At 54.1% G+C, this 25,737-nt stretch carries 5 protein-coding genes; all 5 read left to right on the top strand.

What is annotated here, in order from left to right:
- Positions 1-6 precede the first annotated feature (6 nt).
- Complete coding sequence (locus tag J7E85_RS27040; protein ID WP_215163056.1) at positions 7-9,246, top strand: non-ribosomal peptide synthetase/type I polyketide synthase; 9,240 nt, start codon at positions 7-9, stop codon at positions 9,244-9,246.
- 33 nt (positions 9,247-9,279) lie between these two features.
- The gene (locus J7E85_RS27045; protein WP_215163057.1) at positions 9,280-11,907 is read left to right on the top strand and encodes a non-ribosomal peptide synthetase; all 2,628 of its coding nucleotides are present in this window, start codon (positions 9,280-9,282) and stop codon (positions 11,905-11,907) included.
- Positions 11,897-16,627 carry a type I polyketide synthase gene (locus tag J7E85_RS27050; protein WP_251036079.1) on the top strand — a complete coding sequence of 1,577 codons (4,731 nt, stop codon included), beginning with the start codon at positions 11,897-11,899 and terminating at the stop codon, positions 16,625-16,627. Before J7E85_RS27045 ends, J7E85_RS27050 begins: the two co-directional genes overlap by 11 nt.
- Before the next feature lie 13 nt (positions 16,628-16,640).
- Positions 16,641-24,452: an SDR family NAD(P)-dependent oxidoreductase gene (locus J7E85_RS27055; RefSeq protein ID WP_215163058.1), complete on the top strand. Its 7,812-nt coding sequence runs from the start codon at positions 16,641-16,643 to the stop codon at positions 24,450-24,452.
- On the top strand, positions 24,449-25,737 hold a 1,289-nt coding region (locus J7E85_RS27060), incomplete at its 3' end, for a type I polyketide synthase (protein WP_215163059.1). The genes J7E85_RS27055 and J7E85_RS27060, both read left to right, overlap by 4 nt.

Consider the following 25,737-nt stretch of genomic DNA (forward strand, 5'->3'; position numbering starts at 1 on the left):
AAAAGGATGGGTGAGAGTGTGAAGAAACCTCAGAAGCTGGACAAAAGCAATGTTGAAGATATTTTGGCATTGTCTCCTATGCAGTCCGGGATGCTGCTTCAATACTTGAGAGATCCCGAAACTACGCAGTATGTAGAGTTGATCGCACTTGCCGTCAGCGGGGAGCTGAAGCCCTCGTTGTTTGAACAGGCGTGGGCCTACGTTGTGCGGAGCAACGAGGCGCTGCGGTCTTTGTTCCGCTGGGAAGAGGTGAACCAGCCTGTTCAAATCGTGCTGCGGGAGCACCGTCCCATTATTCGTTATGAGGACTATTCCGATTATGACGAAAATGTGCAGGCTGGGCTGATTGCAGACCGGATTGCCGCCGATAAAAAGGAAAAATTCAAGCTGGATCAGGTGCCCTTCCGCTTGACGCTGTGTAAGCAGACCGAGCGCAAACACACCCTGCTAATGAGCTTTCACCATATCTTGTTCGATGGTTGGAGCACCGGTATTCTGTTGAAGGAATGGCGGAGCGCCTACCTGATGCTGGCACAGGGGCAGGAGCCGGAGCGGCAATACAAGCCGCACCTGAAGCAGTTTATCTCTTTGCTGCAGCAGCAGGACAAGCAAACACAAGAGAACTACTGGAGCCAGTACTTGCATGACATGCAGAACCGGCCCATCGTTACAAGGAGCACAAAAGTTTCGGGGATGCCGGACATGGCTGTGTACACGGAAAAACGGAGCAGCACCTTCACTGCCGGACTGCATCAGTGGGTCCGTTCCGAGGAAGTGACGCAGGCCGCTCTGTTCTATACGGCGTGGGGCATTCTGCTTCAGCACTATACTAATAGTGACGACGTATTGTTCGGTACTACGGTGTCAGGACGCAATACGATTATTCCCGGAATGGAGCACATGGTCGGCTTATTCATTAACACGCTGCCGTTTCGCATAACGGCGGGTCCGGATAAAATGATCCCCGAGCTCCTGGCCGAGGTGAATGCATCGATTCAAGCAAGCGAAGAGCATGCGAACACTTCCTTGACGGATATTAAAACATACGGAGGGCTCCGGGCTGAAGGTAGTCCGTTCGATACCCTAGTCGTAGTGGAGAATTATCCGCTGGATGAAGTGGTTACAAGCACCGACGGACCGCTTATTATTGAACCCCATCACATTGAGGAAGAGACCGAGTTCGATTTGACACTCCGCATTACCGTGGCCGAAGAGCTGGAATTAACCTTCTCATATAATAAACAGGCGTATCACGAGGATATGGTCAAGAAGCTTGCTCATCATTATCTCTATATTCTTGAACAAATCACACAAGCCCAAGTCCAGGTTACTACATACCGGGAGACCAGGCTTAAGGATATCGGGATCCTTACCCATGAAGAGCGGGAGCAAATTCTGTTATTCAACCTGACAACTTCAAATTATCCCAGTGAGAAAATGGTTCATGAGCTGTTCGAGGAACAGGTGCTGTTGTCCCCTGAGAGTACGGCTGTAACAGATGAGCATATATCCTATACCTATCGCGAGCTGAATGAGCAGGCTAACCGGATTGCTCGTTCGCTGCAGGCGAAAGGCATGGAAAGCGGCCAGATTGTGGGCTTGATGGCGAACAGATCCACAGAATTGGTTGCCGGAATCTTCGGCATTCTGAAAGCGGGAGGGGTCTATCTGCCGATTGATTCCGCGCATCCTGCCGAAAGGATCGCCTATATGCTGTCTGATGGCAATGTGCGCACAGTGCTGGCTTCACCGGGCCTTGAGGATCTGATACCGGAACATGCCCAGGTGCTGAAGCTGGACGAAGCGCTGCTTCATCTCGGCGAAGCGTCCGAGTTGCCTCAGGCAGGCAGTTCGGAACATCCGGCTTACGTCATGTATACATCCGGTTCGACAGGTAAGCCCAAAGGTGTCATTGTCGGGCACCGAGGAATTGTGAGGCTGGTTCGGAACACGAACCACGTCCAGTTCGAAGCGCATGACTGCGTCCTTCAGGCAGGAGCAATCGGCTTTGACGCTCTAACATTCGAGGTGTTCGGGGCGCTCTTGAACGGGGCTAGTCTGCATATTGCGGACAAGCATACGCTGCTTGATAATGCCAAACTGGATGCCTTTTTGCGTACGCGCGCAATATCGGGCGGACTGCTGACTCCGGCATTATTCAATCAGCTGGCCCAGCAGCGTCCAGACATGTTCGCCGGGATGCGGAACCTGGTCGTAGGCGGCGATGTACTCTCTCCGAAGCACATTGAGGCTGTCCGGCAAGCATGTTCTGGACTGACGATTTGGAACGCGTACGGCCCTACCGAAAACACGGTTATTTCCACCTGCTTCCGTATCGACCGTGAGTTTAACGAGCATATTCCGATCGGGCCGCCTATCAGCAATTCTACGGCTTATATCGTCGACCGTTATGATAACCTGCTGCCGATCGGCATTCCCGGCGAGCTGATCGTCGGAGGTGACGGTGTTGCGCTCGGCTACTTGAATCGGCCGGATCTGACGGCAGAGAAATTTGTATCGGATCCCTTCCGCTCAAGCGGGATTATCTACAAGACAGGCGATATGGCGCGCTGGCTGGAAGACGGAACCATTGAATATATGGGACGAATGGATCAGCAAGTAAAAATCCGCGGCCACCGCATCGAAATCGGAGAAATCGAGACGATGCTCCTGCAGCACAAATCAGTTCAAGAAGCAGCGGTAACGGTGCAACAACGGGGCGCTCAGACTGAGTTATGCGCCTACGTAGCCGCTTGTGAGACAGTGTCTGTATCTGACCTGCGGGCGTATCTTGCCGCGAAATTGCCCGCTTACATGATACCGTCTCACATTGTCAACCTGGAACAGATACCGCTGACACCTAACGGAAAGCTGGACCGCAAGGCACTGCCTGCGCTTGCGGAGGCTCCCCGCGAGGTTCAGGAAGCGGCGATGCCGAGGACAGAGATGGAGAATCTGATTGCAGACGCCTGGAAATCCGTGCTTGAGCTGGACCGCATCGGTATCCACGATAAGTATTTTGAAGTAGGCGGCAATTCGATTAGCCTCATCCAACTGCAGAGCAAGCTGCAAAGACAGCTTAAGCGTGAGATTTCAATCGTCACGCTGTTCCAATACCCCACCGTGTATGATCTGGCTGTGCATTTGGCAGGCGAAACGGAACGATCGGCAGAACGGAAGAGCGAGAGTGCAGCACCCACCAGGAAGAACGAGCAGCCTTCCCTGGCACAACCCGGCCGTGTGAAGTACGAGAATGAAGGCAGCCGGGATATTGCAGTTATTGGTTTGGCCGGCAAATTCCCTGGCGCACGAAATATCAGTGAGTTTTGGAGCAATTTGCAGCAGGGCAGAGAGTCGATCTCATTTTTTTCGGATGACGAACTGGCAGAGTATGGCTTTGACCGCCAGCTTTTGGAACGGCCGGAGTTTGTCAAAGCAAAGGGCGTGCTGGATGAGATGGACCACTTCGATCCGGCCTTCTTCGGTTATACTCCCGATCAGGCGGCGATTATGGATCCCCAAGTTCGGCTGCTGCACGAATGCGCATGGCATACGCTGGAGGACGCCGGCTGCGACCCGCAGCGACATGTTGGGTCTATCGGGCTGTTTGCCGGGGTTACGAACAATTTCCACTGGCTGTCGCAGCTGTCTGACCGCCTGCACGGAAATTTATCGGATATGTTTGAGGTTGATTCGCTGAACGATTCGTACACGGTCAGCACCCGTATTTCGCATAAGCTGAATTTGAAAGGTCCTGCGATCAGTTTGCAAACGGCCTGTTCTACCTCACTGGTAGCTGTACATTTGGCTTGCCAGTCTATTCTTAACGGGGATTGCGATCTGGCTCTAGCCGGAGGCGCGTCCATCGTGCTTCCTCATAAATCGGGCTATCTTTATCAGGAAGGAATGGTTAAGTCGCCGGACGGTCATTGCCGCACCTTCGATGCCAAAGCGAAGGGGACGATAGGCGGAGACGGCGTCGGATTCGTGGCGCTCAAATCGCTCGAGGCAGCTATCGCAGATGGTGACCGGATTTATGCGGTAATCAAAGGCTCGGCCATCAACAATGACGGCAGTCGCAAGGTCGGCTATACGGCGCCAAGCGTACAGGGCCAAGCGGATGTTATCGCCAGGGCTCAAGAAGCCGCAGGAGTTCCAGCCGAAAGTATCACTTACGTTGAGGCGCACGGATCGGGAACTACGCTTGGCGATCCGATCGAGATCGAGGCGTTGACGAAGGCATTCCGGACGGACAAGACCGGCTTCTGCCGCATAGGCTCCGTAAAAACGAACATAGGACATCTGGATGCCGCAGCAGGGGTGGCGGGTTTGATCAAGACGGCACTGGCGCTTCATTATAAACAGCTTCCGCCCAGCCTGCATTATGAGACCCCGAATCCGAATATTGATTTCGCGAATAGTCCTTTCGTGGTCAATACCGGCCTGAGCGATTGGTGCAACGATGACTATCCGCTGCGCGCGGGAGTCAGTTCCTTCGGAATAGGCGGAACGAATGCTCACGTCGTCATGGAAGAGGCTCCTGTGCAGGAAGCTGCCGGGAAGGGCCGGGCCCCACAGGTGCTGGTATTGTCCGCGCAGACACCGGCTACGCTCGATTCGATGACGACCAATTTGGGCGTCTATCTTAAGGAGCATCCTTCGGTGAATCTGGCCGACATTGCGTATACCTTGCAGACCGGCCGGCGGCCCTTCAGATACCGGCGCATGCTCTCCTGCAGCACGGTTGAGGAAGCGATAGCGGTACTGACACCTTCTGCTGACAGGGCAAGCTTCGATGCACGGAAAGTAATCTCCAGTACGACCGGGGAGGAGCGCGGTTCAATCGTGTTCATGTTCTCCGGGCAGGGATCGCAATATATCAACATGGGGAAGGGCTTGTATGAGACCGAGCCCGTGTTCCGAGAAGAGATGAACCGCTGCTTCCGTCTGTATCTCGACATTACCGGCTCTGATATGAAGGTAATGCTGTACCCGGATGCAGACGCGGAGACTGTGGCAGCGTCCCTTCAATTAAATCAGACTAAACATATCCAGCCTGCCATGCTTATGCTCGAATATGCGCTCGCGCGTCTTCTCTTGTCATGGGGAGTGAAGCCGGATGCGATGATAGGTTACAGCTTCGGAGAGTATGCTGCTGCTTGTCTCGCCGGCGTCATGTCACTGGAAGAGGCGATGCGTCTCATCATACTGCGGGGAGAGCTTATGCAGCAGGTGCCGCCAGGCGGGATGCTCAGCGTGCCTCTTCCTGAGCAAGATATCAAACCCCTTCTTAGCGGCGCCTTATCACTGGCGGTCGTCAATGGGCCTTCCTGCATTGTATCCGGCCCAGAAGAAGAAATCGCCGCATTCGAACAGCAAATGAAGTCGGGCAAATACGTTTGTATGAGATTGCCGGTGTCGACGGCTGCTCATTCTTCGCTTCTTCGCGAAGTGGCGGAGCCGTTCGCCGAAGCCGTCCGACAGGTCCGTTTGAATCCGCCCCAGATACCGTATGTCTCCACAACGACGGGCAATTGGATAACGGATGAAGAAGCGACAGACCCAGCTTATTGGACACGGCATATGACGGATACCGTTCGTTTTGCGGATGGGATTGAGCGGCTTGCAGAGCAGCAGGGCAGGCTGTTCGTGGAAATCGGTCCGGGACAGGATTTAACACTCTTGGCGCGTCGCTACATCGATACAGAGCGCGGACAGCAGGCACTAAACCTTATGCCGCCTGAGCATAGCAGTATACCGGACACCTCCCTGCTCGTTAACCGGATCGGGAGATTGTGGCTCTACGGCCAGTCCGTCGATTGGAGAGCATTTCATGGAGAAGAACCGCGACGGCGTATCTCTCTACCTCTTTATCCGTTTGCTAGACAGCGCTATTGGATCGAGTCTGCTGCCGGTACTTCACTGCCGGTGGGCAGCGCTAAGAATAAGATTCAGGGCGCGGGCGGCAAGGTGGCCAAGCTGCCGGATATGTCCGACTGGTTCTATGTACCGACATGGAAAAAAGAGCAGCTGCTTCCTGGCTCCGCCAACATGAACGCAAACATTGCCGGAAATTGGCTTGTATTCGCCGATGAAAACGGCCTGGCTACCGATATTATCAAATCCCTTGCCGAGTGTGGAGGGCAAATCATTGTAGTTCGTGCGGGCGAGCACTACGAACGGGCGGCAGCTCATCAATATACCGTGAATCCGCATAATGAACATCATTATATGAAGCTTTTTGCTGATCTGAAAGCTGGGGGAACCTTGCCTGACCTGCTGCTTCATACTTGGGGAATCTCCGCACCATCTCCTCGTTACAGTGGTGCATCATGGCTGAGGGTCACACAGGAACGCGGGTACTACAGCTTGTTATACACGGGCAAAGCGCTGAAAAAACAAGCTTCGGGGCATGACATGCGCATGTGGGTGCTAACGGATAATATGCAGGCTATTGCCGGCGAATCTGTCTTGTATCCTGAGAAAGCGACAGTACTTGGACCATGCCGGGTTATTCCGCAGGAATTACCGCACATTTATTGTCACAGCATTGATATTAACCTGCCGGAAGCGGGGAGCTGGCAGAGAGATAGACTGATCCGCCGTCTGCTGGACGAATTTGGCGCTGCCCGGTTCGAATTGGCGGCTGCCTATCGCGATAACGAACGCTGGGTACTCGGTTATGAACCGGTTAAGGTAGCAGAACCTGAAGCGGAAGTGGCGGGACTCCGTCAAGGCGGCGTCTATTTGATCACAGGCGGATTGGGATATATCGGTCAGGTCCTTGCCGGTCATCTGGCCCGAAGCGTACAGGCGAAGCTTGTCTTTACCAGCCGCTCACCATTTCCGCCAAACGATAAATGGGAGCAGTGGCTTGCCGAATACGGTCCAGAGAATACCGTCAGTGTCCAGATTGGCAAGCTGAAACAGCTCGAATCTCAGGGAGCCGAAGTGCTTGTATTTACAGCGAACTCGTCGGATCAAGAGCAAATGAAGGAGGCTATCCGGCAAACCGAGGCGGCGTTCGGTTCATTGAACGGGGTGATTCACACAGCCGGTATGTCAGGCGAAGCGGCATTTAGGATGCTGGAGGAGACAGACGAGGAATTAAGCGAGCAGCATTTTCAAGCAAAGTTATATGGACTCCATGTTTTGGATCAAGTGCTGGCTGACAAGGAGCTTGATTTCTGCCTGCTGGCTTCGTCACTGTCTCCGATGCTCGGCGGATTAGGTTTTACCGCCTATTCGGCAGCGAACCATGTTATGGACGCATATGTGCACGATCGCAATCGCCGTCTGCGCACACCTTGGACCAGTATCAACTGGGACGGTTGGCAACTGGAGAAAGAACAGACGATTCATGGGCAGGCGGGTGCTTCGATATCCGAGCTGCTCATTGCTCCAGAAGAGGGGGTCGAGCTGCTGAGGCGCGTGTTGTCGGTCCGGGAAGCAGGCCAGATCGTCCTGTCGACCGGCAGCTTGCAGGATCGGATCGACAAGTGGGTGAAACGGACGGCTCAGGAAGAGGCACCGCTCCCGAAGGGAGACGGCGGCTTCTACACCCGTCCCGCGCTGTCCGGTGAATATATCGCTCCCGTAACAGAGTCCGAACGCAGGCTCTGCGGGATGTGGGAGCAGTTTTTCCGGATAGACCGGATCGGGGTCCAGGATGATTTCTTCGAACTGGGTGGAGATTCACTCAAAGCGATTACGGTTGTTACCGGGATTCATAAAGAAATGAAGGTGGAAATCAGCTTGCCCGTCTTTTTCAATATGCCGACGATCCAGCAGTTGGCCGCCTATATCGATGAGGCGGAACAGAGTGCCTACCAAGATATTGAAAAGGCTCCGACCCGCGAATATTACGAGCTGTCCTCCGCGCAGAAGCGTCTGTATTTGATCCAGCAGATGGAGAAGGGACATACGGGATATAACGAAATCGTCGCAGGCATTCTGATCGGCAAACTGGACAGGGCCCAAATGGAAGCGGTACTCCGGCAGCTGATAAAGCGTCATGAAAGCTTGCGTACTACATTTGAACTGGTTAACGGCCTACCCATGCAGAAAATCAGTGAAACCGTCGAGTTCGAGGTTGAATATGCGGACTTCAGCGGCGAAATTGAGCTGGGGGATTCGGACACTGGACTCCTTGATGAGGAAGGGGAAACCGCTGCGAAAATCCGCGAAGCAGTGGCGAAGTTCGTGCGGCCCTTTGACTTGACCCGGGCGCCTTTGATGCGCGCCGGACTCATCAAGCTTGAGGATGAGCGGCATGTGTTGATGGTGGATCTTCATCATATCGTGTCGGACGGTTTATCACAGGACATATTCGTTAACGATTTTATGGCTCTGTATGCCGGTCGTGAATTGCCCGAGCTTGTGCTGCAATATAAGGATTTTTCAGAATGGCAGAACAGGATGAAGGAAACGGAGGAGCAGCAACGGCAGGGGGAATTCTGGCTAAAACAGCTGCAGGAAGTTCCCCGGTTAGCCCTGCGCACGGATTATCCGCGCCCGGAGACAAGAAATTTCGCCGGCAGCCGAGTTCCCTTTGATCTGAGTATGGAGCAGACCCAAGCGCTGAAGTCGCTCTGCCTGAAGGAAGATGTGACGTTGTTCATGGCGCTGCTCGCCGTTTTCAATCTGCTTCTATCCAAAGTTTGTGCCCAGCAAGACATCGTTGTAGGGACTCCGATTATTGGCCGCAAACAGCAGTCTTTGCAGCTTATTATCGGCAAATTCGTCAACATGCTTCCGCTGCGTAATCAATTGGATGAAGAAATGAGCTTCAGCGCCCTTCTACAGACAGTGCGAGCCACAACTCTGGATGCATTTGCCAATCAGGACTACCAGTTTGAGGAAATGGTTCAGCAGTTGGGGCAGGATCGTGATTTGGCCCGTAATCCGGTATTTGATGTTGTATTCGCGCTTCAGAATATGCGGAACCCTGAGATGAGCATTCCCGGCCTGAAGATGGAACCTTTCCCGTTCGTTCACGACGCCTCTCATTTTGATTTGTCTCTGATCGCGGAGGAGGACGGAGAAAGACTGTCCTTCAAGTTTGAATACAGCACCCGCTTATTCCTTAGGGACACGATTGTGCGTTTTGCAGGTTATATGCAGGATATTATATCCGGTGTTCTGGAAAATTCAGACAAGAAGCTGAAGGACATTAAGATTGCTCATCATTTAGCTGAGCCTGAACCTGTCTATCTTGCCGGAGCCCGGGGGGAATTCGGACTATGAGCGAAAGCCGGAGGAAGAAAGGGAGGAATAGGGATGGGGCTTGAAAATCGTTTGGACCGTCTGGCAGTGGCAGCTTCTCAAAAGAGCAAGGAACGGGATTACTGGCTGTCCGCATTGTCCGGAGAATATGACAAGAGTGGTTTTCCTGGCGATTACACGCGCGGAACAGGGGTGACAGTAGAACAAGCTTCGTTCTCCTTCCCGCAGGAGCTGGCGGACCGCCTGCTGCAAGTCAGCAACGGATCGGATTCAAAGCTTCATGTCGTACTATCTGCAGCACTCGCCGTTTTGCTGGCAAAAATGTCCAATCGCAGTGTCGTTACGCTAGGGACTCCGATCTATAAGCAGAAGGAAGAGGCCGAATTTATCAATTCCGTACTGCCTTTGCGGATTAAGATCGATCACTCACTCTCGTTCAGACAATGTCTTCTTCACACGCAAGATACGGTAGTGGCAGCCGTGGATCATCAGAGCTATCCGATGGAGATGGTGGCGGAACAGTTGGCGCTTCAAACGGATGATCCCATCGCACATCCGTTATTCGAGGCGGCATTGCTGCTCGACAACATTCATGAAGAGCGTTATTTCCGGAATGTAAAATGGACTACGTTGTTTTCTTTTGGCAGGAAGCAAGAACGCATCGGCGGTACGGTTCAATATAACGCACAGCTCTACCGCAGCGACACGATAGATAAACTTGTCTCGCGTTACACACTTCTGCTGCGGGAAACGCTGGCGAATCCGGATCTTCCGCTGAACAGCATCGACATTCTGCTGCCGGGGGAGAGAGAGGATCTTCTCGGCCCTCTGGCCGGCAGTCCAGCCGAGTTTCTTGAACATAAGACCGTTCAGCAATGGTTTGAAGAGCAGGCGGCACGGACCCCGCATGCGCCTGCCATCGTTAACCAGGGGCAGTACAAGACGTATGGTGAGCTGAATGAGAAGGCCAACCAGCTCGCCCGGGTACTGCGGACGGAAGGAATCGGGGCGGGTGACATCGTAGGTATGCTGTTTGCGCCTTCCGCTGACATGATGCTTGGTATGATGGCCGTCCTTAAAGCCGGCGGTGCTTTCCTGCCGATTGACCCGGATTATCCCGACGAGCGCATAACGTACATGCTGGAAGACAGCCGCGCACAAGTGGTGCTGACACAACAGGCTTTTATCGACAGATTGACAGGCCGCAAGACGCTTTGTCTGGATGATGAAAAACTGTTTGCCGGCAAAGCGGGTAATTTGGCATTAGAGAGCACAGCGGATGATCTGGCCTATGTTATCTATACATCCGGGTCAACAGGACAGCCGAAAGGTGTCATGATTGAGCACCGTTCGCTTGTCAATCTGGCCTTCTGGCACAATCGCACTTTTGGTGTAACAACATTGGATCGCAGCATTAAGTATGCCGGTTTCGGATTTGACGCTTCGGTGTGGGAAGTGTTTCCCTATCTGCTTGCAGGGGCAAGCATTCACATCGTGCCATCCGAGATCAGACTGGATGCAAACAAACTGGATGATTTTTTCACAGAGAACGGCATTACCATCGCCTTCTTGCCGACTCTGATGTGCGAGCAGTTCATGGATTTGCCGGACCGGGAACAGACCCCGCTGCGGATCTTGTTAACGGGCGGCGATCGCTTGAAGCGGTATAAGCCGGGCAGCTACAGGCTGTTCAACAATTACGGTCCTACGGAGAATACGGTCGTGACTACGTTCACCGAAATTAAGCCGGATAACGAAGGCCTTCCGATCGGGCGGCCGGTCGACAATGCCAAGGTTTATATATTAGACGGTAATTTTCAGCTGCTTCCACCAGGATTGCCTGGCCAAATCTGCGTTGCGGGTGCGGGTCTGGCTCGCGGATATCTCGGTCGACCGGAGCTGACAGGGGAGAAATTCGTGCCTCACCCGTTCGCTCCCGGAGAGCGCCTGTATTTGACGGGTGATCTGGGACGCTGGCTTCAAGACGGAACGCTGGAGTACTTGGGCCGACAGGACGACCAGGTCAAGGTACGGGGATATCGCATAGAGCCCGGTGAGATCGAAGCTCTGCTGCGGCGTCACGAGGAAATTCGCGAAGCTGTAATCCGCATCATGGAAGATGGGAGCGGGCAGAACATCTTATGCGCGTACTATACCGGACCGGATGATCTCTCCGCTGCTAAACTTCGGGAGCACCTCTCCGGGCAACTGCCCGTTTATATGATTCCGGCCTATTTTGTCTACCTGAATGAGCTTCCTGTAACGGCAAACGGCAAACTGGATATGAAAGCTTTACCTGATCCGAAAGCTCATGTTCATACTGGCAAGAAATACGTGGCACCACAGGGTGAAACAGAGAACACACTGGTCCGGATCTGGGCCGAGGTTTTGGCGGTTAGCGAAGACAAAGTCGGGGTACAGGATACATTTTTCGACCTGGGAGGCAACTCATTTCAGCTGGTCCAGGTAGTCAATATGCTGAAGGAAACCTTCGGGCATGACATTCCAGTACCCATCATGTTCCAGTACACTACGGTTTCGGCGCTCGGCGGCTATTTACAGAGGATGGACAATGGGGAGGCTCCAATGCCCCAAGATATGGCCGACAACGAAGAGATGGATGCGGGATTCGAAACCATGGAACAGACGATGCTGATTCTGGAGGGAGCGCATGATGACTAAAAGCGGACATTCACAAACGGCTACCGGGCTGGAAATCGCTGTGATTGGTATGGCGGGCCGGTTTCCCGAAGCGCGAAATATAGAGGAGTACTGGGATAATCTGAGAAACGGCAAGGAATCGATCCATTTCTTCTCCGATAGCGAACTTGAGGCGGCAGGCGTCGATCCCGAACTGATTCGAAATCCCAGATATGTAAGAGCGAAAGGGCTCGTACCGGATGCGGAATGGTTTGATTCTGATTTTTTTGATTATTCGCCGCGCGAGGCTGAAGTCATTGATCCGCAGCTGCGGATCTTCCATGAGTGCGCCTATGAAGCGTTGGAGCATGCGGGCTACGACACGGAGCAGACAAACGGCGCTATCGGTCTGTACGCAGGGGCATCATCGAGTATTTACTGGCAACTAGTGGCCATGATTTCGCGCAGCGAGAGCACAGCCGAGCAGTTCGCCGCACTGGCTTTGTCGGACAAAGATTTCTTGAGCACGCGTATTGCCCACAAGCTGAATTTAAAAGGCACGAGTGTGAACGTCGATTCTGCTTGCTCCACCTCCCTGCTGGCCATTCACCTGGCCTGCCGAGCACTGCTTACGGGCGAATGCAGGATAGCGTTAGCCGGCGGAGTTACCGTAACGGTACCCCGGACGGAAGGTTATTTATACGAGGAAGGTATGGTCAGCTCGCCGGATGGCCATTGCCGTGCTTTCGCTTCAACTGCCAAGGGAACCGTCGGCGGCGAAGGGGCGGGTGTCGTTGTGCTGAAGCCGCTTAAGCAGGCATTAGCCGACGGAGACGCTATTTATGCGGTTATTAAGGGCTCGGCGGCGAACAATGACGGTACGCGTAAAATGGGTTACTCCGCTCCCAGTGTAGAGGGACAGGCGGAGGTAATCCGGGCGGCGCAGCGGATGAGCCGGGTCACTCCGGAGAGTATCAGCTATATCGAAGCGCATGGTACCGGTACAGCGCTGGGCGATCCGGTCGAGATCGAAGCGCTTAAGCTGGCTTTCCAGACGGACAAAACAGGGTTCTGCCGTATTGGCTCCGTCAAGACGAACATCGGCCACTTAAATAGCGCTGCCGGGGTTGCGGCGTTCATCAAAACGGTGCTGGCGCTTATGCACAAGCAGCTTCCGCCGAGCTTACATTTCGATAAGCCTAATCCCAAAATCGATTTTGCCAGCAGTCCGTTTATCGTCAATACAGAGCTCACGAGCTGGACGAACGACCTTCACCCGCTAAGAGCCGGAGTGAGCTCGTTCGGCATCGGCGGAACCAATGTGCATATGGTGCTCGAAGAAGCACCTCCCCGGACGGAAGAAACCAAAGGGAGAGATTCACAGCTGCTCCTATTGTCCGCAAAGACGGAATCGGGACTCGAACAAGCTACAGCCCGCTTCCGCGAGTATTTGCGGGCCAATCCAGGCCTGTCTCTACCCGATGCGGCCTACACACTGCAGATCGGCCGCAGGGCATATAAGCATAGGCGCATGCTCGTAAGCTCTTCTGCGGAGGAAGCGCTGGAGCTGCTGGACATCTTGCCTCCTGAACGGGTTTACAACCGTGTTGGCGACAATGAACAGCCCAGACTTGTATTTATGTTCCCAGGACAGGGCGCGCAGTATGTCAATATGGGACTGGATCTGTACAACCGTGAGCCGGAATTCCGCGAAGCGGCCGACCGGTGTTTTGCTTTTATCCGTCCGTTGATGGACGTTGATTTAAAAGATTTGATGTATCCGACCGGAAGCCAAGCGGCCGGTGATCATAGTGATCGTTTGAAGCAGACGGACGTGACACAGCCGGTCATGTTTATATTCTCCTACGCGCTGGCAAATCTGCTGATCGGATGGGGGCTGAAGCCCGCCTCCATGATAGGACACAGCGTCGGAGAATATGTGGCTGCTTGTCTGGCAGGAGTAATGACGGTAGAAGAAGCGCTGGAACTGGTCGTACTGCGGGGGAAACTTATGCACAGTCTGCCGGGGGGAGCGATGTTAAGCGTACCTTTACCCGAGCAGGAACTCATACCGCTCATGAACGAAGGCTTATCGATTGCGGCAGTTAATGGTCCGGCGATGTGCGTCGTATCGGGATCTCATGAGGGGATAGAGCTTCTGGAAGAAAAGCTGGCCCGGAAAGGGCAGGCCTGCACGAGGCTGCATACGTCACATGCCTTTCACTCCGCCATGATGGAACCGGCAATGGAGCCGTTTCGCCAGAAGTTAAGCGGCATGAAGCTGCAGGCCCCGGACATACCCTATATTTCAAATGTAAGTGGAGGCTGGATTACGAAGGAAGAAGCAGTCGATCCCGATTACTGGGTCCGGCATTTGCGCGGCACCGTACGCTTTGCTGATGGTATTCGCGAGCTGCTGCATGACGATCAGGCCGTATTTGTGGAAGTTGGTCCCGGCAACACATTAAGCGCATTCGTGCGCCGGCATTCGGACAAGAAAGAGCGGCACGCCGTCATCAATCTTATCCGGCATGTGAAGGAGCAGGTGCGCGACGACTATTATTTGCAGCAGCAGGTGGGACGCCTGTGGCTGGAAGGAGCTCGGCCCGATTGGAAGGCATTCCATGCGCATGAACAGCGCCGGCGGATAGCTCTGCCGACGTATCCGTTTGAGCGCAAGCGTTATTGGGTTGATCCGCCGTTTGATACGGATGTTCTAAAGCAAGGTCTTGTCCGCAAGCAAGTGAAGGAATCAAGACCTCAAAGCGTCGCCGGAGTTAAAAAGAATGCTGTACGGGAGTGGCTGTACACGCCAATATGGGAACGTTCCCTGTTGAACGAAGAGGCGATGGCGGTTGCGGGTATGTACGACAAAACCACTTGGCTTGTTTTTGCGCCAGAGCATGGCATTTGTTCCCGGCTGGCAGCGGGGTTACAGCAAGCCGGTCATACCATCGTTTCAGTTTATCCATCCGATTCGTTTGCTAAGCTGAATGATCATGCGTATGGGATCGATCCGAGGCAGCAGGAGCATTATACCCGGCTGCTGCAGAATTTGAAGGAAGCCGGCACCATGCCGGAGCGCATTGTTCATGCCTGGCTGACGGAGGAGAGCGTACATACCGAGGAATGGACCGTTTCCCGCAGCGCAAGGGTACTGGGTAATGGTTATCTCAGCCTTATTGCACTGGCTCAGGCGATTGGGACTTGCGGATTGCAGGAAGAGCTGCAGCTTACGGTCATAACGTCCGGTATGCAAGAGGTGACAGGAGATGAGCGGCTGCTCCCGGAACAAGCGGCGGTGCTTGGGGCATGTCTGGTTATTCCGCAGGAATACGGCAATGTGCGCTGTCGCAGCATCGATATTTCGGATTCGTTCAGGCAGGAGGTTTCAGAACATCGGCAGCAAGTGCTATTGGGCCTATTACTAGTCGAATTAACCGCTTTTTCAGAGGATATTTTCGTCGCGTATCGCGGTTCGAACCGCTGGGTGCAGACATATGTTCCAATTCCGGTTCCTGCCGCTGTCGAAGAGAATTCCGGCCTCAGGGAAGAGGGGGTATACCTAATAACCGGAGGCTTGGGCGGAATAGGAATGACCTTGGCGGAGCATCTGGCGAAGACCGTAAGGGCAAAGCTTATCCTTGTCAGCCGATCGGGAATAGGGGATGAAGTGGACTGGCGCCAATACGCCGAACATACGGCAGATGAAACTCAGGCGATTCAGCTGAAAAAGCTCGAGGAGCTGGAGCTGTACGGGGCCGAGGTACTGGTCTGCAAAGCGGATGTAAGCAATGAGCAGCAAATGGAGCAGGCCGTAGCCCGGGCGGTCGACCACTTCGGAACGATTCATGGCGTTATCCATGCGGCCGGCACGGCCGATGGTGCGCTCATCCAGCGGCGGACTCGGGAGATCGAAGAACGTGCATTGACGGCCAAGGTGGACGGCACGCGTGTCCTCGAACGAGTGCTGGCGGGAAGGAAGCTGGACTTCCTCGTATTGTGTTCTTCTCTGACCAGTGTGCTGGGCGCCTTGGGCCAAGCGGGGTACTGCGCAGCCAATGCGTTTCTCGATGCTTACGCCTACCGTAAACGAGCACTGGACAATACGCATGTCGTCGCGATTGATTGGGACGGGTGGCAGACTGTCGGAATGGCTGCGGCGGCTGAGCAAGAAGTCGCTATCGCTGCGGCGCAAGCGGGAGTGTCCGCACAAGGCCCGGACAAGCAGACCCGGCTGTTCCCGGAGGAAGGAATCGCTGTTTTCCGGCATGCACTGGCTTGCGGTCTGCCTCAGGTAACGGTATCGACGACGGATTTGAGCTTGCGGCTGCATGCCGCCCGCACTTCATCCTTGCAATCCCTAGTGGACGGGGAGATGAGCGGCATATCCCGCACAACGGCACGTTCCGAGGTCAGCACGTCGTTTGCGCCTCCGGAGGACGAACTGGAGCAGACTTTAGCCCAGCTTTGGCAGGACTATCTGGGTATTGATCAAGTTGGCCTGCATGATAACTTCTTCGAACTGGGGGCTACCTCGCTCGATATTATTCAAATGAACTCCAAGCTCCAACGTTCACTTCAGCAGGAAGTGTCAGTGGTTGACATGTTCAGCCATCCGACCATTTATGCACTCGCTGGGTTGCTGAGAAGATTACAAGCGGGAACCAGTCAGCAGGAAGAGACAGCGGACCGCACAGAACTGATACAGGACGGAAAGCACAGGCTGCAGAAGCGGCTGCAAAAAAGGAATAGAACGTGAAGGAGGTGGCAAGATGAGTGCCGAGAACGAGAAGTACGGAGAAACCGGTTTGGAAATTGCCGTTATCGGAATGGCAGGAAGATTTCCGGGTGCGAAGAACCTCACGGAGTTTTGGGAAAACTTGCGTGCCGGCAAGGAGTCGGTCACTTTTTTTACGGATGAAGAGCTGGAGAAAGCAGGGATTGCCCCGGAAATGCTCAGGCATCCCCAGTATGTCAAAGCAAAGTCTCAGCTAGAGGACGTGGAGTCGTTTGATGCGCCGTTTTTTGAATACACGCCGCGAGAAGCCGAGCTAATCGATCCACAGTTCCGTCTGTTCCACGAATGTGCATGGGAAGCGCTTGAGCATGCGGGACACCTTCCCGAAACCGAGGATCAACTCATCGGGGTGTATGCAGGGGCTTCTCCTAACACCTATTGGGTCGCAAGCCAAGTCATGAATGCTGCACATGCCAGTGATCAATTTCAAATTCTGCAATTAAATAATCCTTCGTTTACGACGCGAATTTCATACAAACTGAATCTGAAAGGCCCAAGCGTAAGCGTGCAAACGGCTTGCTCCACTTCTCTTGTATCCATCCATCTGGCTTGTCAGGGATTGCTGGCCGGGGAATGCGATCTTGCCTTGGCGGGAGGGGTTTCAGTCAATTTGCCACGTACAACCGGCTATCTCTACCAGGAAGGAATGATCCAATCTCCCGACGGCCACTGCCGGCCTTTTGACGAAGGCGCAAGCGGCACTTTGTTCGGCGACGGAATCGGAATCGTCGTGCTCAAGCGGCTCGCAGACGCCGCTAGGGACGGCGACGTGATACATGCCGTTATCAAAGGCTCGGCGATTAACAATGACGGCAGCCGGAAAGTAGGGTATACGGCGCCAAGCACGAACGGCCAGGTGGAAGTTATCCGCGCGGCCCACCAGATGGCAGAAGTTGATCCGGAAAGTATCGGGTACATCGAGGCCCACGGAACAGGGACTACACTGGGGGATCCGATCGAAGTGGAGGCGCTGCAGGCTGCTTTCGCCACGGATAAAAAGGGCTTTTGCAAAATCGGTTCGCTCAAATCCAATCTCGGTCATCTGGACGCTGCGGCAGGAGTCGCGGGTTTCATCAAGGCCGTATTGGCGCTTAAGCATCAGCAAATCCCGCCAAGCCTTCATTTCCATCAACCGAATCCCAAAATCGATTTTGAAAACTCTCCTTTCAAAGTCAATTCGGAGCTTAGCGATTGGAGAAAAACAGAAGGACCTCGGAGAGCAGGAGTCAGCTCCTTCGGTATCGGGGGCACGAATGCCCACGTCATTCTGGAGGAGGCCCCGATTGGCGCGGCAAGTTCGGCGGGACGCGATCTGAAACTGCTCGTACTCTCTGCCCGGACGGAGGAAGGGTTAGAACGGGCGACTCGCAATCTCGGCGAGTTTCTGCGGACTTGTCCCGAAGCTGATTTGGCTGATGCGGCTTATACGCTGCAGACAGGCCGCAAACGGTTCCGTTACCGCCGAACACTGGTCTGCGCTGATGTCCGTGAAGCTTTGGAGCGTCTGGATGCTATCGATGAAGGCAAATTGCAAACGGGCGAGTCGGAGAGGGATCAGACCCGGGTTGTTTTCCTCTTCTCGGGGCAGGGCTCGCAGTATGTGAACATGGGAGCTGATTTATACCGCAAAGAGCCTTTGTTCCGGGCGGAAATGGACCGCTGCTGCGAGATCATTACAGCAGAGGGTGGCACCGATCCAAGGCATGTGCTGTACGGGGCTTCGGACAGTGCGGCAGCTGCTGATGGGATTAACCAGACGGAAGCGGCGCAGCCGGCTTTGTTCGCGTTTGAATATTCGCTCGCGCAGCTCCTGATGTCATGGGGCGTTAAGCCGAATGCCATGATCGGGCACAGTATCGGAGAGTACACGGCTGCGTGCCTGTCGGGTGTTCTATCACTTAGGGACGCGCTGAAGCTTGTCACACTGCGCGGCAAGCTTATGCAGAGCCTGCCTGCCGGAGAGATGCTGAGCGTCTCCCTTGACGAGGCAAGTTTATTAGAGCTTCTTCCGGAAGGACTGGCGCTTGCAGCCGTTAATGGACCGGAGCTCTGTGTTGTTTCCGGCCCGCATGCGGCCATCGCTTCCTTTGAAACCAAACTTACCGGGCTGCAGGTGGTGCATCGAAAGCTTCATACGTCACATGCGTTTCATTCGGCCATGATGGAGCCGATATTGGAGAAATATGAGGCAAAAGTCAAGCAGGTGGTCCTATCCGCCCCGTCAATTCCGTATGTGTCCAATGTAACGGGAACATGGATAACGCCGGAAGATGTCGCCGATCCCGCATATTGGACTAGACATTTGCGGGAAACGGTGCAGTTTGCAAGCGGGGCAGCCGAGCTTCTTAAGGAGAAGCAGGCCGTATTTATAGAAATCGGGCCTGGCAATGTTCTCAGCAGCTTCATCCGTAAACAACAGGGGAAGGAAACGGAGCGTAAGCATGAAGTGTTCCATCTCGTCCGTCATCCGCACGAGCAGGCCGCAGATGATGCTTTCTTACTAGAGAAGATCGGCAAACTGTGGATTGCAGGCACGCAGATCGATTGGAAGGGGTACTACAGCTCGGAACGCCGACGGCGGGTTACTCTGCCGACTTATCCGTTCGAACGCCAGCGGTACTCCGTAGAGGGCGCACAATGGTCATTGCGAAACATGCAGGAGAAAACAGCTCAGCGGAGAATGGGAGCTACGGAAACGGAGACCGGGAACGAAGCTGTTAAACAATCCCAAGCAGCCGCGCGTATGCGGTCTGCATCCTCTATAGAACAGACGGTTGCAGAACTTGTCCAGAATCACTTCGGATTCGCGCATCTTGGGATCAATGACAACTTTTTTGAAATCGGAGCAAGCTCGCTCGATATTTCCCAGCTGGCTGATAAGCTTGCGGAAGTGCTGGGGAGGGAAGTGCCCGTGGTTACCTTGTATTCCTATCCCTCCGTTCGTACCTTGGCGGCATTCTTGCGTGAAAACGGGCAGGGAAGCTCAGCGTACGTTGAGGCAGCGGTTGAAGAGGAAGCGGAGCGCCAGAATGTCATTAACGAGGGAATGGTGCGTTCCGAGCGGATGAGGACCATATCGGTCCAAGACAGAGATCTGACGGGAAGGCAGGAACAAACGGAACGTGAAGCCGTGGGGGAGAATGGGCTTGAGATAGCGGTCATAGGTATGGCCGCCAGATTTCCGGGTGCGGACAGCATCGACCAGTTCTGGAACAATTTGCGCGACGGCGTCGAGTCGATAACGTTCTTCACGGACGAAGAGCTGGTACAGGCAGGCGTTAACCCGCAGCTTGTATCCCATCCTTCCTATGTAAAAGCCAAAGGGGCATTGAACGGGATTGATCAGTTTGATGCCGCGTTCTTCGGATATTCTCCGCGGGAAGCACAGCTAATGGATCCGCAGCTGCGGCTGTTTCACGAATGCGCATGGGAGGCGATCGAAGCCGCTGCATACAATCCCGACACCTACCCGGGACTTATCGGCGTCTACGCGGGCGCGACTCCGAATCTGGAGTGGGTTTCCCGTTTTGCGGCTGCTTTGGGCGGAACGGAACGATTCAGCGCCATGCTTCTTAACGACAGGGAATTTTTCAGCACTCAGCTGTCGTATAAACTCAATCTCCGGGGCCCCAGCATCTCTATGCAGACCGCTTGCTCCACATCCCTGGTTAATATCGTTCTGGCCTCGCAAGGATTATTGGCGGGGGCGTGCGACATCGCACTGGCCGGCGGTTCCACTGTCAGCGTACCCGACAAATCCGGTTATTTGTACGAAGACGGTATGATTCAGTCGCCGGACGGGCATTGCCGAGCCTTCGACGAGCAGGCGGCAGGAACTGTTTTCGGAGACGGGGTCGGTGTCGTTGTCCTGAAACGTCTGAGTGATGCCATTGCGGACGGAGATGTTATCCACGCCGTTATCAAAGGTTTTGGCTTGAACAATGACGGTACCCGCAAGGTAGGCTTTACCGCTCCGAGCACAAAGGGACAAGCCGAGGTCATCCGTGCCGCTCATCGGATGTCGGGTGTGGATCCGGAAAGCATCACTTATGTAGAGGCGCACGGAACAGGCACAAGCATGGGGGATCCGATTGAGATCGAGGCTTTGAAGGAAGCCTTCGGCACGGATAAAAAGGGGTTTTGCCGTATCGGATCCGTCAAGACGAACGTCGGCCATCTCAACAGCGCAGCCGGAGCGGCCGGATTCATCAAAACGGTACTGGCGCTCAAAGCGAAGCAAATTCCGCCGAGCCTGCATTATGAACGGGGAAATCCCAATATTGATTTCGCCAACAGCCCCTTCGTCGTCAATACCGAACTGGCGCCTTGGGAAAGCAGCGGGCATCCCCTGCGCTCCGGAGTCAGCTCATTTGGCATCGGCGGCACGAATGCACACGTTATTCTCGAAGAAGCTCCCCCTAGGGAACCATCCGACGAAGGTCGTGTAGAGAAGCTGCTGATCTTGTCAGCAAGAACGCCAACAGCATTGACGGAGGCGAAAGCACGTCTGGCCGCATTTTTGACCGAGCATCCGCAAGTGAATCTGGCAGATACGGCATATACGCTGCAAGCAGGCAGGAAGGCTTTTGAATGGAGAGCCGCATTCGTGTGCAAGGATGCAGAAGAAGCGACCGCTATCTTGACATCGGCTGGGTCCGATACAATTGCCGAAAGCCAGACGGGGGTGCAAACAAGCTCTGTTGTATTCATGTTCCCGGGCCAGGGGTCGCAATACGTTGGCATGGGACGGGAGCTCTATCTCAACGAACCTGAATTCAGGGAAGAACTTGATCGCTGCTTCGAGCTCATTCAACCGTATGTACAGGTCGATTTAAAGGCTGTCCTTTATGCCGCAGGCGAATCGGACCAAGATCATCGAGAGGAACTCCTGATGCGGACGGATAACGCCCAGCCCGTGCTTTTTATGATCGAATATGCGTTTGCCAGACTGCTGATCCGCTGGGGCATCCGGCCTGAAGCGATGCTGGGTCACAGTATCGGCGAATATGTGGCAGCATGTCTGGCAGGTGTATTCACGCTGGAAGATGCGCTGCAACTCGTAGCGCTTCGCGGCCGGCTCATGCAGGGGCTGCCGGCGGGATCTATGCTCAGCGTGGCGATGTCAGAAGCGGAACTGCGCCCATTGCTGCCTGATCATATTGCGCTGGCGGCAGTCAACAGCTCCTCCTTATGCGTCGTATCCGGCACATCGGCTGAGATGGATGCTTTCTCACGGCTGCTGGAAAACAAAGGCTGTGCCTGCCGTCTTCTCCACACCTCTCATGCCTTCCATTCTCATATGATGGATCCTATACTTGCGGCATTCGCGGATAAAGTACGCTCGATCCAGCTGCATGAGCCTGAGCTTCCCTTTATTTCCAACGTGTCCGGCACTTGGATCACACCTGAAGAGGCTACGGATGCGGATTATTGGGTTAGGCATTTGCGATCGACCGTGCGGTTTGCGGCCGGGCTTTACGAACTGTTGAATAATCCGCGCTCTGTATTTATAGAAGCCGGACCGGGCAATTCGCTTAGCACATTCGTGCGCAAGCATGAAGCTGGTTCGCGTGACCGGATCGTTGTCAATATGCTGAGACATCCCCAGGAAGCTGTTTCTGATACCGCGCACTTGTTGAACAAAATCGGACGCCTCTGGCTGGCCGGTATCGACATCAATTGGACGGGCTATTACGCCCATGAGCGACGCAGACGCATCGAGCTGCCAACCTATCCGATGGAGCGCCAGCGCTATTGGCTCGATGATGAGCAGCAGCCATTACCGGGAGCGCGGCAATCCTCAGCCCCAAGAGGCGGTAAAAACGCTGACATGGCAGACTGGTTCTATTATCCTTCCTGGGAGCGTGCCCTGCTGGAGGAACATCCGGAAGAAAGTCATCAGAATGGTCATAACAGTCATAACTGGCTTGTATTCAAGGATGATTGCGGGATCGCGGACGAATTGGCTGCAAGTATTCAGAATATGGGTGAGCGTACGGTGATGGTTAAGGCGGGTAACGAATTCTGTGCGCATGAGAATGGAACGTTCACGCTGGCCCCAAGTTCTGCGGAGCATTACGTCCAGCTGCTCGAGGAACTGCAGAAGCGAGATTTCGTTCCCGACAGGGTTGCTCATCTGTGGAATGTTTCCTCCTCTGGGGATGAAGAAGAGGAAATGGAACCCTCCAATGTGGAAGCGGTTGAACGCCGCCAGCAAGAAGAAGGCTACTACAGCCTGATCTATTTGGCTCAGGCACTGCGCAAGCATAAGGAAGAGGATATCCGTATAGCTGTCGTATCTTCAGGGATGCAGGAGGTAATCGGGATGGAGCGGCTGTCTCCGGGCAAAATGACGCTGCTCGGCCCATGCATGGTTATTCAGCAGGAATACAGCGGAATTACATGTGTGAGTATTGATATTGATGTACAGGAAGAGATCAAGCAAAAGCGGCGAATCGCTGACAATCTTATCGGGGAATTATCGTCTCCGCCTTCGGATCGGCTTATCGCTTATCGGGGGAATTACCGATGGGTTCAGAATATCAAGCCGATGGGACTACATCAGGCGGAGAAACCGGCAGCTCCATTTCGGCAGCAGGGTGTATATCTGATTACGGGAGGGCTGGGAGGAATCGGGATGCTGACGGCAGAGTTCCTCGCGCGCAATTACGGCGCACGGCTCATTCTTACCGGACGTTCAAGCTTTCCCGACAAGAAAGAATATACGCGTTGTCTGGCCGAACATGGAGAGGAGCATCCGCTTTCTCGAAAAATCAGACGTGTATTGCAATTGGAAGAACTCGGCGCTGAGGTTACCTATATGCAGGCCGACTTGTCCAATGAAGAACAGATGCGCAATGTCTTCAAGTTTATTGATCGTGAGTACGGCCGCCTTCATGGCGTCGTGCAGGCGGCGGGACTTCCTGGCGGCGAATCTTTCCGCGCGATCGAGAATATTAGTGGAGACCAGTCCGACGAGCAGTTCCGGGCCAAAGTCCAGGGTTTGCAGACGCTGGGCAGGCTAATTGCCGACAGGGAGGCCGAGATCTGCATCCTGTTCTCCTCCATCGCCAGCATTCTCGGGGGACTCGGCTTCAGCGCTTATTCGGCCGCGAATTTGTACATGGATGCTTTTGCCCGCAAACAGAACCGGGCTGGCGGGACGAAGTGGCTGTGCGTCAATTGGGATGCGTGGGAATTCTGGGAAGAACACCGCTCGACGATCGGAGAGTCGCTTGTCGAATTGGCGATAACGCCAGCCGAAGCGCCTGATCTGTTCCGGTACGTCTACAGTCCGTGCGGCAGCAACCAAATTATTGTTTCGACCGGTGATCTTCAGACGCGGATCGATCAATGGATTCGGCGCGCAGGCAAGAAAGAAGAAAGTCACGCGGCAGGCGGCGCCTCATTCAGCAGGCCGGATCTAACCACACCTTATGCGGCGCCCCGCAATCGGGTTGAGAAGACGATAGCCGAGGTGTGGAAACAATTTTTCCGTATTGACGAGGTAGGTATCCACGATAATTTCTTCGATCTGGGAGCCAGCTCGCTGGATATGATCCAGGTGACCGCCAAATTGAATGAAGCGTTAGACGAGAGTATCGCCGTTGTTGATATGTTCACTTATCCCAGCATTCATGCCCTCGCTCAGCGCCTTACCCACAGCGAAGAAAACGAGGTGGAAGAGGCGGAGCTGGAAAATCAAATGATCGACTCCGCCGCGAAGGGAAGAAAGCGGCAGCAGCAGCAAAAAGAAAAAAGACGCAAAGGAGAGGTCTTGCTATGAGCATATCGAACGGTAGAGAGTATAACGGTTCGGAAATTGCCGTAATCGGCATGTCCGGCAGGTTTCCGGGAGCCAAAAACTTGCGGGAATATTGGAATAACCTCTGCAGTGGCAAGGAGAGTATCTCTTTTTTCAGTGATGAAGAGCTGTTGGAAGAAGGCATCGATGTGAAGACGGTGACTCACCCTAATTATGTGAAGGCCAAGGGAGTACTTGATGATCTCGAGTACTTCGATCCCGAATTCTTCGATTATACGCCTCGCGAGGCGGAGCTTATGGATCCGCAGTTCCGTCTTATGCACGAATGTTCCTGGGAAGCGCTCGAACAAGCGGGTTATGATCCCAAGACATATAGAGGCTCGATCGGGTTATATATAGGCGCGGCTTTTAATTCCAACTGGTTCATGCGCGCGTTCAAGGGGCTGGGGACAGCGGAGGAATCCGCCACCCTGGAGACGGCTATGCTGAATTTACGCGATTATATGGCCACGCTCGTTTCTTATAAGCTCAATATGAAGGGACCGAGCTTTACGGTGCAGACAGCTTGTTCGACTTCGCTTGTTGCCATTCATCTTGCTTGTCAAAGTCTGCTCAGCGGGGAATGCAGCATGGCGCTGGCCGGCGGCGTATCGATACAACTGCCCAAGAGAGCCGGTTATTTCTATCAGGAAGGGATGATTAATTCGCCCGACGGCCACTGCCGGGCCTTCGACGAGAAAGGGGCGGGTACCGTCTTTGGTGAAGGCGCCGGGATTGTCGCCTTGAAACCGCTGGAGGATGCGCTTGCAGACGGCGACCATATATACGCTGTAATTAAAGGCTCGGCGATCAATAATGACGGCAGCCGAAAAGTAGGCTACACCGCTCCTAGTACATCCGGTCAGGCGTCCGTAATTCGTGCCGCTCATCATGTAGCTGAAGTGGAGCCGGAAAGCATCAGCTATATTGAAGCGCACGGTACAGGTACGACACTTGGCGATCCAATCGAAATCGAAGCATTGAAGACCGCTTTTCAAACGGACAAGAAGAGATACTGCGGCATCGGCTCGGTGAAATCCAACATCGGGCATCTGAACAACGCAGCAGGGGTAGCCGGATTCATTAAAACCGTGCTGGCTCTGACACATAAACAGCTGCCGCCTACACTTCACTATGAACGTCCGAATCCCAAAATCGATTTTGAGAACAGTCCGTTCTTTGTCAATGACCAGTTAAAAGACTGGACCAACGACTCCTTCCCTCTCCGGGCAGGCGTCAGCTCTTTTGGCATCGGCGGCACGAATGC

The organism is Paenibacillus sp. ISL-20 (genome assembly GCF_018613005.1).
In the GTDB taxonomy this organism is placed as follows: Bacteria; Bacillota; Bacilli; order Paenibacillales; family Paenibacillaceae; genus Paenibacillus_AQ.